This window comes from Bacillus silvicola, assembly GCF_050524305.1.
GTDB classification, from domain to species: Bacteria; Bacillota; Bacilli; order Bacillales; family Bacillaceae_G; genus Bacillus_A; species Bacillus_A cereus_AT.
The window spans coordinates 1,439,588-1,453,445 of sequence record NZ_JBNGVC010000013.1 but is presented as its reverse complement, the minus strand read 5'-3'; the positions used below and the strand labels follow the sequence as shown (position 1 = coordinate 1,453,445).

Genomic DNA, 13,858 nt, shown 5'->3' with positions numbered 1-13,858 from the left:
CCTGGCCTTCTTTCATTATTTTATCTATTCTTCAACAATTCCAACTATTATCCACAATAATGTAGCACAGGAACTAGTTCCCCATAAAAACCCACCGTCTATCAAATCATGTATAAAGGCACCTATTATAATCGCTAAAGAGATCAATTTAAAATGATTATTAAACCAAATATCCCTTTTCATCGTTAGTACATGTTTTATGATGACAACTAATAACATTATAAAAATTACGCTTCCTAATATCCCCAATGTAACAATTAAATCTAAGAATAAATTATGTGGGTGTGGCCAAGCCGCTCCGTATGCGGAATATATCCCATACTCTTTTAAGACCTCTGGAAATTGATAAAATCCTATCCCATGAAATGGATTATCCAAGAAAATCTTTATAGCACCCTCCCACAAAATCCACCTTCCTTGTTCTACCAATTTTTCAACTAATAATTGCGAAAAGCCAGTATTAATAATATTAAAACTTAATAGCAACATAAATATTATACTTGGTAATACTACAATGAAAACTTTTCTTACATCTATGACCTTATAAAGTAATATAACAAGTGTAGATATTACAAATGAAATTATAGATCCTTCTGAATCTGTAAATACAAGGTTTGTGAGAAGTAGAAGACAAATAGAAATTTGAAACAAGATGCTTTTTATTTTATTTTTTTCTAATAGTAAATTACCCAACAGTATTATTAAACCAATACATAGGTATCCGCCATACCCATTAGTATTATTAAAAAAGGCTGTAATTCGACCTGCACCAGTTGAAGAATCTATTACAGATTGAGACCATAGCCAAGAAATATTAGTGAATTTTTGTAACAAACCAATGAAGGAGGACAAAACCATCCCTAAAATAAAATAGTTGCAAATCTCTCTAATCTCTTTCTTATTAAATTTTATTTGTAATAAAACAGCATAACATAAAAATATGAGTATATATTGAAATACCTTTAACAGGCTTTGGAATATAGAATCACTTAGTAAAGAACTCAATATACCCAATAAAGAAAATAGCACCATCACATAGCTATAACCAGATTTGTGATACTCTTTTATACCTTTCAACCGTTCTCTATATTTATAAAGTATAGTAAAAATAAAGGCTATTAATACAAGTATTTTAACTACTTTAGTTACGCTTATAGGAATTATATACATAGATTCCAGAGGAAGCAGTAACCCTAATACCAAAAAGGGATTTTTAAAAAATATAAATGCAACAATCGGTAAAATACAAAGTAATATAAATATACCGCTCAAAATCATCTTTTGAGATAATAAGCCAACTAAAACAATTAATATAAGGTAAGAAAAAAACCTTAATGTCCTTTCATATTCGGAAATGAACATTCTTATCACTTATATTACCTCCTTTTTTACCTAGCACCATCACCAGTAACTACAACTTTAACAGTTTTTATAATAATCTTTAAATCTAACAAGATACTAGCGTGGTTAATATAATAAATATCCAACTCTAACTTTTCTTTCGGCGTGATTTCATAACCGCCATTTACTTGTGCCCACCCAGTCAATCCTGGTTTGACCTCTAATCTTTTCTTAAACCCAGGTATATCTCTTTCAAATTTCTCAGTAAATATTGGTCTTTCTGGTCTTGGTCCCACAAGAGACATATCACCTTTTAAAATATTAAATAATTGTGGTAGTTCATCAATTCTTGTTTTACGAATAAATAATCCTATTTTTGTAACACGTGGATCATTCTTTTCTGCCCACTTTGCCCCATTTTTTTCCGCATCATTTCGCATGGAGCGTAATTTAATAACTTTAAATCTCTTCCCGTTCACTCCTAATCTTTCTTGCAGATAAAAAGGGGACCCTGGAGATTCTAAAACAATAAGTATACTAAATATCAATATAACAGGCATTAATACTATTAATCCTACTAAAGAAAACATAACATCTAATAAATACTTAATTCCTAAATAGATTTTAGATTGATTACTTTCTACTTGAATAGTTTGAGTATCAGATGTAACCCGATACTCCCTCGCCATATTTTCACCAGTCTTCATATTCCCTCTCCCTTAAAATTATTTGATTACTTCTTTATGTACTAGTTCATTCATATATTCCATGAGTTGTTCTTTTAATTCTTTATGTTGCAGTGCCATTTCAATTGTCGTCTTAATAAACCCGAACTTCTCCCCAACATCGTAGCGAATCCCTTCAAAATCATAAGCAAACACACGTTGAATTTCATTTAAACGTTGAATCGCATCTGTTAATTGAATCTCTCCACCCGCACCTGTTTGTTGATCCTCAAGGAACATAAAGATCTCCGGTGTTAATACGTAACGCCCCATAATTGCTAAATTCGATGGTGCTGTGCCTTGCGCAGGTTTTTCAACAAATTGACGTACTTGATATTGACGACCATTTTGCGTGATTGGATCAATAATTCCGTAACGATGTGTTTCATTTTCCGGTACCGTTTGTACACCAATGACAGATGAATGTGTTGCCTCGCACTCATTCATTAGCTGTCGTAAACATGGTGTATCCGCTTGTACAATATCGTCACCAAGCAATACCGCAAAAGGCTCATTTCCAATAAATTTACGTGCACACCATACTGCATGCCCTAAACCTTTTGGCTCTTTCTGTCTTATGTAATGGATATTAATTTTTGAAGAAGCTTGTACTTTTTCAAGCATTTCATATTTCCCTTTTTCTAAAAGGTTTTGTTCTAATTCAAAAGAATGGTCAAAATGATCTTCAATTGCGCGTTTTCCTTTTCCAGTTACAATAATAATATCTTCAATTCCAGATTCAATTGCTTCTTCTACAATGTACTGAATCGTCGGTTTATCAACGATAGGTAACATTTCTTTCGGCATCGCTTTCGTCGCTGGTAAAAATCTTGTCCCAAGACCAGCTGCTGGAATAATCGCCTTTCTTACTTTTTTCAATTCTATTCCTCCCAATTTCATTTATCTATTTATTTATATGTAACAACAATAAAAACCCTACCTATAGAGTCATAGTTATAACTCCATAGGTAGAGTTTCTAATAAAAATAAAATTACGGGCATCTAACCCATCCTCACGCCATACTCCCGACGACAAGCGTCTAAGGTAGGTCCGAAATAAAAATTTCTACCCACAGCACGACCGAGTGCCCCCATTGATAACGGTTAGGAGGCATCACCAGAGCTCTTCAATTAAAAAATACCAAACAATTTTTTACGACGAATTTGTTCTGGATCTTCTTTATAAATTACTTTTCCGCTAATTAATAAATACGGATTTTCTTTTAAATCACTCATCACGTTCATTCCAAATTCTTTTTCGATTAATTCGTAACTTTCCGCTAAATGAAATCCCCTTGATGTTGTGTTATGTGCATCTGATGCGATCATATGTGTTAAATTATGTTCGACAAGTTGTAGTGAGAATTTTTTTATCTTTTTGCCGAACTTCCCCAACAAACTTCCTGCCGTCACTTGTGTTAATGCACCTTTATTTACAAGGTTATATAACTTATCCGGTCGCTCGATTAACTCGGCATTACGTTCCGGATGAACGATAATTGGAATCATTCCTTTAACACGCAGTTCATATAATAGTTGTTCTGCATAACGAGGTACATGATTAGATGGAAACTCAATCAATATGTATTTATCTGTTTCATTTAAAGTAACAATTTTACCAGCTTCATAATCTTCTAATAAATCACCATATAATCTGACCTCTTGCCCTGGTAAAATCTTCAATGGAATTTCGTTTTGTTGTAGTTCATCATTTAATTGTTTCACTTGATGAATAATAGAAGTACGTTCATTTACATATTTTCCATTTTGATGGTGTGGTGTAGCGACAATTGTGTGAATTCCCTCTTGAACAGCTTTTTGGGCCATCGCTAAACTATCTGTTAGGGTTTGCGCACCATCATCGATGCCAGGTAAAATGTGACAATGTAAATCAATCATTCTTCTCATCCTCCCTCTCGTATAAAAATCTTTTTTCCCTTAAATATGAGACATGTCTCATATTCAAGGGAAAAAAGGAGATATGTTCTTGCCATATCTCACTTTTTAATTAGTTTGCACCGTAGTAATAATATGAGCCTTGTTCGCTTTCACGATCGTTCAGAACAACGCCTAACAATTTACCTTTTGCAGATTCTAATAATCCTTTTGCCTTTACCGCTGTTTCCTTTTCTGTCGATTCACTACGAACGACAAGAATAGATGCATCACATACATTCGCCATAATTTGCGCGTCTGTTACAGCCAAAATTGGCGGTAAATCAAAAATAACTAAATCATACATGCTATACGCTTGAGCAAGAAGTTCTTGCATCGATTTCGAACCTAACAATTCCGCTGGATTAGGCGGAATTGGACCACACGCTAAAAAGTGCAAATTATCTACAGCTGTCGTTTGTACACATTTCTCTAAACGTTCACTATATGTTAATACATTCGTGAGTCCAAAAATATTATCAACTTGGAACATTTGATGCATCGCTGGTTTACGCATATCTGCATCAATTAACAATACTTTCTTTCCTTGTTGAGCAAATACAACCGCCATATTCGCTGTCGTTGTCGTTTTCCCCTCACTTGGGTTCGCAGACGTTATCATTAATGAATGTATATTTTTATCAACAGATGCAAACTCAATGTTCGTTCGAATATTACGATACTGTTCTGAAATTGGTGATTTCGGTTGTTGATGAGCAATTAGTTGACGACGTTGACGATGATTTTTTTTCTTTTTAAATAAACTTTTAAGAACCAATTGTCTGTCCCCTCACTTTTCTTGATGATGGAGCATGTGATTTCACGCTTGCTGTTTCTTCATCCATACGTGCTACAATACCTAACACCGGTAAGCCAAGTAAATTTTCTACATCTTCTTCTTTTTTCACTGTGTTATCTAAGTATTCTAGTAAGAATGCAAGACCAACTGCAGCCATTAAGCCAATAACGAAAGCAATTGCTACGTTTAACATTGGACGTGGTTTAATTGGTGATTGATTTTCCCCAACTTCCGCTTTCGATAATACCGTTACGTTATCTACATTCATAATTTTTGCAACTTCACCTTTAAATACATCTGCTGTTGCATTTGCAATATCACGCGCTACTTTTGGATCTTTATCCTCTGCCGTAATAGAAATGACCTGGGAATCTTTTTCATTTGCAACATTAATCTTTCCTGTTAAAGCTTGTGCAGTCATATTTAAATTTAATTTTTCATTCACTTGGTCTAAGACTACTGGACTTTTAATAATGACCTTATATGTATTCGTTAATTGAATATTTGTTTGAATTTCACCAGCTTGAATCATCGCACCCTCTTGTTTCTTCTGATTCACAAGAATTTGCGTTGAAGATTGGTAGATTGGTGTCATGAAGAAAAAGCTAATGATAGCACTTACAATAGCTGCACCAAAGGCGATTACGAGGATCATTGCTAACCGTTTTTTTAAGATATAAAATAACTCTTTTAAACTAATTGTTTCTTCCATAAGTTCCTCCAACTTTCTAAAATTTGCACATAAGAAAAATTATAACATATAATCTTACATTTTTTTATTTTAGTAATATCTACGTACGATTGTTATTTGAAAACATATATAATCTTACAAAATAATCTTAAATTTGACAACACATTCCATAAAATTTCCAAAATTTATATTTTATCATATTTTTTGTATAAACAAATAAAAAGTTTTAAAACAATTCAAAAAAGCCAACAAAATACTTATTGGCTTTGAAAATTATTATATTATACATTTTTCCTAATAATATCCATATTGTTCCTTTTCTTCTCTCTTGTCATTTAGTACAACACCAAGCAGTTTACCAGACGCCTTGTCTAAAATTTGTTTCGCTTTTACTATATTATCTTTTTCTGTTTGTTCACTGCGCACGACAAGTATGACTCCATCACATTTGTTCGCAAGTATTTGGGCATCGGTAACCGCAAGGACAGGTGGTGTATCGATTAAAATAATATCAAACATGTTATAAGCTTCTAGTAATACCTCGTCCATTACTCGATTTCCTAACAGTTCCGCTGGGTTTGGTGGTATTGGACCTGCAGCCATTAAATATACGTTCTCTACATCTGTTTTTTGAATGCATTGCATTAATTTCGCTTGTCCTGATAATAAGCTCGTTAATCCATTTGAATTATGAATTGCAAATAAGTTTTGTATCGTCGGCTTACGTAAGTCAGCTCCGATTACTAAAACTTTCTTTCCTTGTTGACCGAAAACAACTGCTAAGTTTGCAATTGTCGTGGTTTTTCCGTCACCTGGCTCTGCTGAAGTGACAACGATAGAACGAATATGATTATCTACAGATGTAAATTCAATATTTGTACGAATGTTACGGTATTGCTCTGCAATACGCGATTTAGGCTCCTTATGTGTAATTAATTGTTTTAATGGCTTTCTTTTCTTTCTCCCGAACATGTTCTAGTCTCCTTTTTTAAGTGCGACCTGTTCCCCCTATTTCTATATGCTCGATATACACGCCCATTTCATTCATAATCGATATATTACGCTTATTTAACATTTATTTCTACTGTTAAATCCGTCCATTATTCCCCATATTTAACCATAACAAGTACCATTCTATTTTGTCCTATATAAAGTCCGTAACAATATGACAATAGCCTCATTTCTTTTATACCTTTATCATTTATCTCAAAAAAGAGATAAATGATAAAGATATAATATGGTAATTCCAATTGGTTTGTATTTTTGCATTTACATCGATATATATCGTAAATAAAAAAACTTCTTGTACAAATACAAGAAGTTTTTTTATTCTATCTATTCTTTTTTATCACCAATCGCAAAAGTAATTTCTGCTTCACATGCAACTTCACCATCTACTGTTGCAATAGCTTTTCCTTTTCCAATTGGGCCACGTACGCGTGTCATTTCTACTTCTAGACGAAGTTGATCACCGGGGCGTACTTGTTTTTTGAAGCGACAGTTATCAATGCCTGCAAAGAAAGCAAGTCTTCCGCGGTTTTCTTCTTTCTTTAATACAGCAACTGCTCCAACTTGTGCTAATGCTTCTACGATTAACACGCCTGGCATAACTGCATAATCAGGAAAATGTCCATTAAAGAATTCTTCGTTCGCAGTTACATTTTTAATTCCGATCGCTTTCTTACCTTCTTCTACTTCCAAAATTTTATCAACGAGTAAGAATGGATAGCGGTGCGGGATAATTTCTTTAATTTGTTCTATATTTAACATGTAACGATCGCTCCTTTTTCTAAAAAAAGATTGGTCTTACCACTAGGGTATAGTTTATTATCCCATTTTGTTAACTTTTTGTCATTATTAAACGGGGACTACATTATTTAGGGACTTTCTCCTCCCCACCTTAAAATTTTAAGATGGGAAGTTCATCACTCACTATACGAATCGGAACGGAACAATCGTTACATAAATAAGTTGTAAAAAATGCACACACTTTATTCTTAAGAAAAACTATATAACTAATTACTGCTGACACGGAAATAGAAAAAAGTGTGTGCCCATATTAGGGGAAAGAAATATGTATAAAAACATACTTTTCCTCAAGTGTCGTATTCTGCATTATTATATTACATGTGATTTCAAATAAGAAAACCCAAAATATAGTTGAATATATGTATATACATCCTATTATCTCTATATTTCTTTATTATCCTTTGATTTTCTTAAAAATAAAAAATATATAAAAATAGAATTTGCACTCCATATACAATGGAAAACCTAGTAAACACAAGCTTCGTATTCAAATTTCGCTCTGTAATACGCAAGATTTTTTTATTTTTATACTATTTTTTTAAAAACCAACCTTACTTATTCCCACTATAACGAAGAATGAGCCTGAAAACATAAAAAAACAAGTCGTGGACTTTTTTAAGCGTCCACGACTTGGAGTATAGTTCATATTCGTTCTCTTTATTTCAAAGCACGTCTTGGTAGTTTATCGATATTCTCTAACATAATACCTGTACCAACAGCAACACATTGCATTGGGTTTTCAGCAATTAATACTGGTACCTTTAATTCTTCAGCTAGAAGCATGTCGATACCGTGTAATAAAGCTCCTCCGCCTGTTAGAATCACACCGCGGTCGATAATGTCCGCAGATAGTTCTGGTGGTGTGCGCTCTAGTACGCCTTTTGCAGCTTGTACAATGATAGCTGCGTCTTCTTTTAATGCTTCTGTAATTTCTTCAGAGCATACTGTAATTGTACGTGGTAAACCTGTTACCATGTCACGTCCGCGAATTTCAAGTTCTTCACTACGTGCACCTGGGAATACTGTACCAACTTTAATTTTAATGTCTTCCGAAGTACGTTCTCCGATTAATAGCTTATACTTACGTTTAATATAGTTTAAGATCTCCATATCAAACTTATCACCAGCCATTTTGATAGAGGAAGAGGTAACAATATCACCCATAGAAAGTACGGCAATATCTGTTGTACCTCCACCAATATCAACAACCATGTTTCCGCTTGGTTGGAAGATTTCCATACCAGCACCAACTGCGGCTACTTTTGGTTCTTCTTCTAAAAATACTGTTTTCCCACCTGAACGTTCAGCAGCTTCACGAATTGCTTTTTGCTCTACAGATGTGATATTTGTTGGACAACAAATTAAAATGCGAGGTTTTGAAAAGAAGCTTTTTACGTCCAATTTGTTAATGAAATACTTTAACATTGCTTCTGTAATTTCGAAATCTGCGATTACACCATCTTTAAGTGGACGAATTGCTACAATATTACCAGGCGTACGTCCCACCATACTTCTTGCTTCTTCACCTACTGCTAATACTTTCCCACTATTACGATCAATTGCCACAACAGATGGCTCATTTAATACAATACCCTTACCTTTAACATGAATTAATACATTAGCCGTACCTAGGTCAATTCCGATATCTCGCGCAAACATTCCCGTCTTTTCCTCCTCGATATTCAAAATCAGGTTACACCCGAATTCTTTTACACCTAATTTCTGATTTTATCATAAATTTAACAGAAACGTAATATTCGCAAAAAGAATTCTTCTGAAAAATATTACCGAATTTGCAAGGAATGTTTGCTTTCTTGTATTTATTGACGTACAGGCTTTTCTGTATCTTCTTTACGATACTTCTGCTTTGTTGCTTCTCCACCTCTTAAATGACGAATAGACTTATGATAATCAAGAATTTCCTTCACTTCATTTGCGAGCTCTGGATTAATTTCTGGCAAACGTTCTGTTAAATCTTTATGGACTGTGCTCTTTGATACCCCAAACTCCTTTGCAATTACACGCACTGTCTTTCTTGTCTCCACGATATACTTGCCAATCTTGATAGTTCTCTCTTTGATGTAATCGTGCACACCACTCGCCTCCCTAAATTGGATGTGAGAAGTGTGAAATGAGACTCGCTGCATACGACTAAGAAGTAAATGTGAGTGCTGTTTGTAAGCGTTAAACATTCTTGGATTTATAATGAAATGATTCACGATTTCTCACCTCAAACACTCTCTTTGCTTTGGTTTATACCATTGTATTGCTCGCACTACTGATATATGCTACATGTTCACTATTTTTGCGGACTAAGTTAAGAAAAATTACGTTTTTTTGTGAGAAATACGTTAAAGATGACAATTATGGCAAAAAAAATGACACCTTTTTATAAAAGGTGTCACTCTTCTCGGTCACAATCTTCTTTCAACAACTGATGGTGGGGAACTTCTTTCTTACCGGCAATATAATAATATAAAGCGAATAAAACAAACAATAAAATAATAGCAATCGACAGAACAGATAAAAATGACACAGTATCCCCTCCCTTTTGTAATATATATTCGAGAATCTCGTCATTTTTCCTTGTTATTGCAACTTTTTTCTCGAAATTAATTATTTTTATATAAAAATGAAAAAATCAGCTCTCTAGTGAGAACTGATCTTTTCATTTTATTATTCTTGTGAAGAAGAATCGTTAGATGATTCTGTAGAACCATTCGTTGATTTTTCTTCTTTTTGAGATTTCTCATCTTGCTTGCTGTTCGTCTCTTTATCACTAGTTGAACCGCTCGTTGATTTCTCTTCTTTTTGAGATTTATCTTCTGTTTTACTTTCTGGTTTCGTGCTTGTTGACTTTTCTTCTTTTTGAGATTTGTCATCAGCTTTTTTACCAGAAGCATTTGTCGCCTTTGCAGCACCTGCATCAGCTTTAATTTCTGCTACTGATTTATTTAAATAACGCTCAGGGTTCACAGCCACATTGTCTTTACGCACTTCAAAGTGAACGTAAGAACCTGCATCTTTATTCATTGCACTTAGACCTGATTTCCCTAACACTTCACCTTGCGCAACTCTTGCACCTTTCTCTACTTTCACACTACCTAAGCTTTGATAAGATGCTGCTACACCATTTCCACTATCTACTGTTACAACATAACCAAGAAGTGAATCTTTTTCAGCTTTCGTTACTGTACCACTTAAAGCAGCTGTCACATCAAATTCTTTTCCGTTCTTCGCAGCAATGTCGATTCCTTTATTAGGGGAATATGTGTTGTTATAAAAGACAAGTGCTTTTTCTTGTTCCGCCTCTGATGCTGCATCTTCATAGAATTTCTTCTGTACTACTACTTCTGCATTTGCTGCAGCTGGCATTTTCACTACTTCTGAAGACTTTGTTACTGGTACTGCTGGATTTTCCGTTTGTGTATACGGTGTTGCTTGATCTTGGTTCGGGGCTTTCTTCGGATTAGCTCCTTGGAACCATAGTGCAACCATTAAGATTACCGCTGCACAAGCAATATATAGTGCCGGAAACACCCATCTTCTTTGAAATAAATGTACTACTTTTCGCGACTTTTTATTATTTCTTCCTCGCATTCCATCATCACCTCAGCAATCATTTTGAACAATATTCAAACATCCTATACAACCTATAACTAATTACTTTTCGACAAAATCTGTAAAAATATGTATATAAATTGAAAAATTTCCGAGGAAATGATAGAAAAAGGAAAAAACTGAGCGTTTGAGCTCAGTTTTTAGTCCATTTGTTTCTTTCTATAAATGAAGAGCGTAATAACAAGTACTGCAACTAACCAAATAGTTATGTTCAATAAATTACTAGTAATTGCACTAAAACCTCCACCTTTTATAACACTGCTAACTGCAAGACCGATATGACGAGTTGGTAAATAATCGATTATTTTTGTAACGACTTCATTCTTCACAAACATTCCAATTAAATCACCGAAAAGAAATGTCATTAATATTGGTAATCCAATTGTTGATGTTTGCGGTACATTTTGAGCTAATAATCCGATACAAGTACCAATGAGATTAAATATTAACATTCCAAGAACAAAGATGAGTAATAATAATGCAAAATTACCTTCTAATTTACCTAAAATAAGTAGATTAATAAAACAGATTGCAACTGTAATCATACCTGTTAATGAACTTTTACCAATTAATACTTCAATAGATGATGCTGGTGATAGCATAAGAACACGAAGCGTATTTTTTTCCTTCTCTTCAGCGATAAGCATCGCCTGTACAAAGCCTCCAACCATAACTAACGCCATCGCAGTTAACGTACTTGCTCCAACTTCTCTCATATTATCTGAACGACTAAATAATACCGAAAAGACAAGTGGCATTACCAACATAATTAAAGTTTGTGAATTCGTTTTAAAATCCTGTAACTCTTTCCGGAAAATCGCTGAAAATCGTCTCATTGAAAATGTCATTATAATCCCCTCCCAGTAACTTCAATAAAGATATCACCTAGCGTTGGTTCGTGTGAATGAATGGATAGTAATTCACCTTTTTTCATCCATTCTGAAATACGTTTTGCACCTAATTCGTCTTTTTTCACAATTTCTTTCTTCTTATCTGTTAACACAACTTGTATTTGATCTTTCGCGTATTGCAAGCGCAGGTTTTCCGGTGTATCAAGAGCTACAATTTCTCCGCCGCACAAAAAGGAAATGCGGTTACAAAGTGTTTCTGCTTCGTCCATATTGTGCGTCGTTAAGAAAATCGTCGTTCCTTCTTTATTTAAGTCTTTTAAGATTTTATGAATGTTTTGTACGTTTACCGGATCAAGTGCGGATGTTGGTTCATCTAAGAAGAGGATATCTGGTTTGTGAAGGAGCGCTCTAGCTAATGTGACGCGCTGCTTCATTCCTTTTGATAATTTTTTTACTTGTGTTTTTTTATCATCTAATAGATTCACTTGTGCTAGTACTTCATCAATTCGTTCTTTTTTACAATTGTATAAGTCGCAAAATAATAGTAAGTTATCATAAATGCTAAGTCTTTCATATAAGCCGCTATTGTCTGTTAAAATACCGATTCGTTTGTAATCGATGCTACTTGGTCCTGTAATGTCTTTCCCTAACACTTTTACAGTTCCAACGCTATGAAGTAATTGAGAAGTTAAAATCTTTACTGTTGTTGTTTTACCGGATCCGCTCGGTCCAAGGAATCCGAAAATTTCTCCTTGCTTCACCTCAATATTTACATTTCGAAGTGCTGTTTTTTCGTTGAAACTTTTCATTACATCTTTCATTTCAATTGCCAATGTCATCTCGTCATCCCCTTTGTTTTTCTTATATAGATGAAATTCGCTTTCGCAAGTTTCGATTTGTTTGTTTCGCTTTTCTTGACTCAATCATATGAAAAACAAAGGGATTACGCAGTAAAATACCGGTAAAAGGAGTATTTTTACCGGTGAATGAATCGTATTTTGAGCTTATTGGAGCATTTTTATAGCCCGATTACACCTTTTAACTCATCCATTCGTCCTTTTGAAAGCGGAATTGAACTTTTTCTTTCGTCATCCAAAATTAAACTAAAACTATTACGTGTCCAAGTAATCACTTCTCGTACTCTTTGTAAATTGACGAGGTACGAGCGATGACATCTAAAGAATCCGAATCCTGTTAATCTCACTTCTAGTTCACTTAATGTTAATGCGCATACGAAATCTCCTTCGCGCACATGAATATGTGTCACTCCATTTTGCGTTTCAATGAAATGAATCTCCATTGGATCCAGTAAAATGATTTTATCGTTCACTTTCGCTGGTATTCTTTCAAGTTTCATTTGCGGAATCATTTGAACTACTTTTTCCTCATCAGCCTCTTCCACTTCTTCTTGCTCGATCTCTACTTTTTTTACACCGTCTTGATTTAATATGTACACATCCTCTGTTAGCGAAAGAGCGTCCGATAAGAAAGATGACGTAATAAAGATCGCCTTTCCTCGCTCTTTCATTTTCATAATCGCTTTCCGAATAATAATCGTACTCTCTGTATCTACATTTTGCTCTGGCTCTTCCAAAATAACTAAATCCGGATTATGAATCATAACTCGCCCAAGATGAAGACGGCGTTTCTCTGAAAATGACAATTTTTCTATTTTAACGTTCAACTTATCTAGGAGACCAACATATTGCACTACTTCTTCCATACTTATATTTGATTCATAAAGCCCTAATAAAAACTTGAAGTATTCCTTCACCTTCAAACGGTCATATGCTTCATCTTTCAAAAAACAAAAACCGATGCGTGAATATACTTTCTTTCCAATCGGCTCCCCTTCAAATAACACACTGCCCGAAGAAGCCTCTTCTTCTCCGATAATAATGCGATGCAACACTTTAGCTGTATGGTTATTACACTGCAAAACAACACATTGTCCTTTTTCAACCTGCAGTTCAACTGCCGGTAACTGGTTCGTCTTCCCTAATTGTTTCAACTCCAATAACGCCATTCTGTCTCCCCCAAATGTTTTTATCTAATTATACCAAACAATTAATGGAAAATTATGATA

General features: G+C 34.3%; 15 protein-coding genes. All 15 read right to left on the bottom strand.

Annotated elements, in window-relative coordinates; genetic code table 11:
- Positions 1-24 precede the first annotated feature (24 nt).
- The 15 genes from ACP6L7_RS29575 to ACP6L7_RS29505 all read right to left on the bottom strand — a co-directional run bounded on the left by ACP6L7_RS29575 (position 25) and on the right by ACP6L7_RS29505 (position 13,798).
- The gene (locus ACP6L7_RS29575; protein WP_430529646.1) at positions 25-1,362 is read right to left on the bottom strand and encodes an O-antigen ligase family protein; all 1,338 of its coding nucleotides are present in this window, start codon (positions 1,360-1,362) and stop codon (positions 25-27) included.
- Between the two features lie 26 nt (positions 1,363-1,388).
- Positions 1,389-2,048 (bottom strand): sugar transferase, encoded by a 660-nt coding sequence (locus ACP6L7_RS29570; protein WP_430529558.1) that lies wholly within the window; start codon positions 2,046-2,048, stop codon positions 1,389-1,391.
- Positions 2,049-2,066: 18 nt separating this feature from the next.
- Positions 2,067-2,945: a UTP--glucose-1-phosphate uridylyltransferase GalU gene (gene galU / locus ACP6L7_RS29565; RefSeq protein WP_430529557.1), complete on the bottom strand. Its 879-nt coding sequence runs from the start codon at positions 2,943-2,945 to the stop codon at positions 2,067-2,069.
- A 252-nt stretch (positions 2,946-3,197) separates the two neighbouring features.
- Complete coding sequence (locus ACP6L7_RS29560; protein WP_430529556.1) at positions 3,198-3,965, bottom strand: tyrosine-protein phosphatase; 768 nt, start codon at positions 3,963-3,965, stop codon at positions 3,198-3,200.
- 109 nt (positions 3,966-4,074) lie between these two features.
- Positions 4,075-4,779 carry a CpsD/CapB family tyrosine-protein kinase gene (locus ACP6L7_RS29555; RefSeq protein WP_430529555.1) on the bottom strand — a complete coding sequence of 235 codons (705 nt, stop codon included), beginning with the start codon at positions 4,777-4,779 and terminating at the stop codon, positions 4,075-4,077.
- A complete protein-coding gene (locus ACP6L7_RS29550; RefSeq protein ID WP_430529554.1) occupies positions 4,769-5,512 on the bottom strand; it encodes a YveK family protein in 744 nt (247 codons plus the stop codon). Before ACP6L7_RS29550 ends, ACP6L7_RS29555 begins: the two co-directional genes overlap by 11 nt.
- A 273-nt stretch (positions 5,513-5,785) precedes the next feature.
- A complete protein-coding gene (locus ACP6L7_RS29545; RefSeq protein ID WP_430529553.1) occupies positions 5,786-6,463 on the bottom strand; it encodes a CpsD/CapB family tyrosine-protein kinase in 678 nt (225 codons plus the stop codon).
- A gap of 363 nt (positions 6,464-6,826) precedes the next feature.
- Entirely contained in the window at positions 6,827-7,261 is a 435-nt protein-coding gene (fabZ, locus tag ACP6L7_RS29540; RefSeq protein ID WP_074532622.1) for a 3-hydroxyacyl-ACP dehydratase FabZ, read from the bottom strand.
- Positions 7,262-7,957: 696 nt separating this feature from the next.
- The gene (locus tag ACP6L7_RS29535) at positions 7,958-8,959 is read right to left on the bottom strand and encodes a rod shape-determining protein (RefSeq protein WP_000457977.1); all 1,002 of its coding nucleotides are present in this window, start codon (positions 8,957-8,959) and stop codon (positions 7,958-7,960) included.
- A gap of 161 nt (positions 8,960-9,120) precedes the next feature.
- Positions 9,121-9,393, bottom strand: a complete 273-nt coding sequence (gene spoIIID / locus ACP6L7_RS29530) for a sporulation transcriptional regulator SpoIIID (RefSeq protein WP_000544011.1) — start codon at positions 9,391-9,393, stop codon at positions 9,121-9,123.
- 308 nt (positions 9,394-9,701) lie between these two features.
- Positions 9,702-9,836 carry a hypothetical protein gene (locus ACP6L7_RS29525; protein ID WP_044738197.1) on the bottom strand — a complete coding sequence of 45 codons (135 nt, stop codon included), beginning with the start codon at positions 9,834-9,836 and terminating at the stop codon, positions 9,702-9,704.
- Between the two features lie 140 nt (positions 9,837-9,976).
- Positions 9,977-10,900: a stage II sporulation protein SpoIIQ gene (gene spoIIQ, locus ACP6L7_RS29520; RefSeq protein WP_097832442.1), complete on the bottom strand. Its 924-nt coding sequence runs from the start codon at positions 10,898-10,900 to the stop codon at positions 9,977-9,979.
- 161 nt (positions 10,901-11,061) lie between these two features.
- Positions 11,062-11,769, bottom strand: a complete 708-nt coding sequence (locus ACP6L7_RS29515) for an ABC transporter permease (RefSeq protein ID WP_097832443.1) — start codon at positions 11,767-11,769, stop codon at positions 11,062-11,064.
- The gene (locus ACP6L7_RS29510) at positions 11,769-12,611 is read right to left on the bottom strand and encodes an ABC transporter ATP-binding protein (RefSeq protein ID WP_430529552.1); all 843 of its coding nucleotides are present in this window, start codon (positions 12,609-12,611) and stop codon (positions 11,769-11,771) included. Before ACP6L7_RS29510 ends, ACP6L7_RS29515 begins: the two co-directional genes overlap by 1 nt.
- 179 nt (positions 12,612-12,790) lie before the next feature.
- A complete protein-coding gene (locus ACP6L7_RS29505; protein WP_097832445.1) occupies positions 12,791-13,798 on the bottom strand; it encodes a LytTR family transcriptional regulator DNA-binding domain-containing protein in 1,008 nt (335 codons plus the stop codon).
- Positions 13,799-13,858 lie beyond the last annotated feature (60 nt).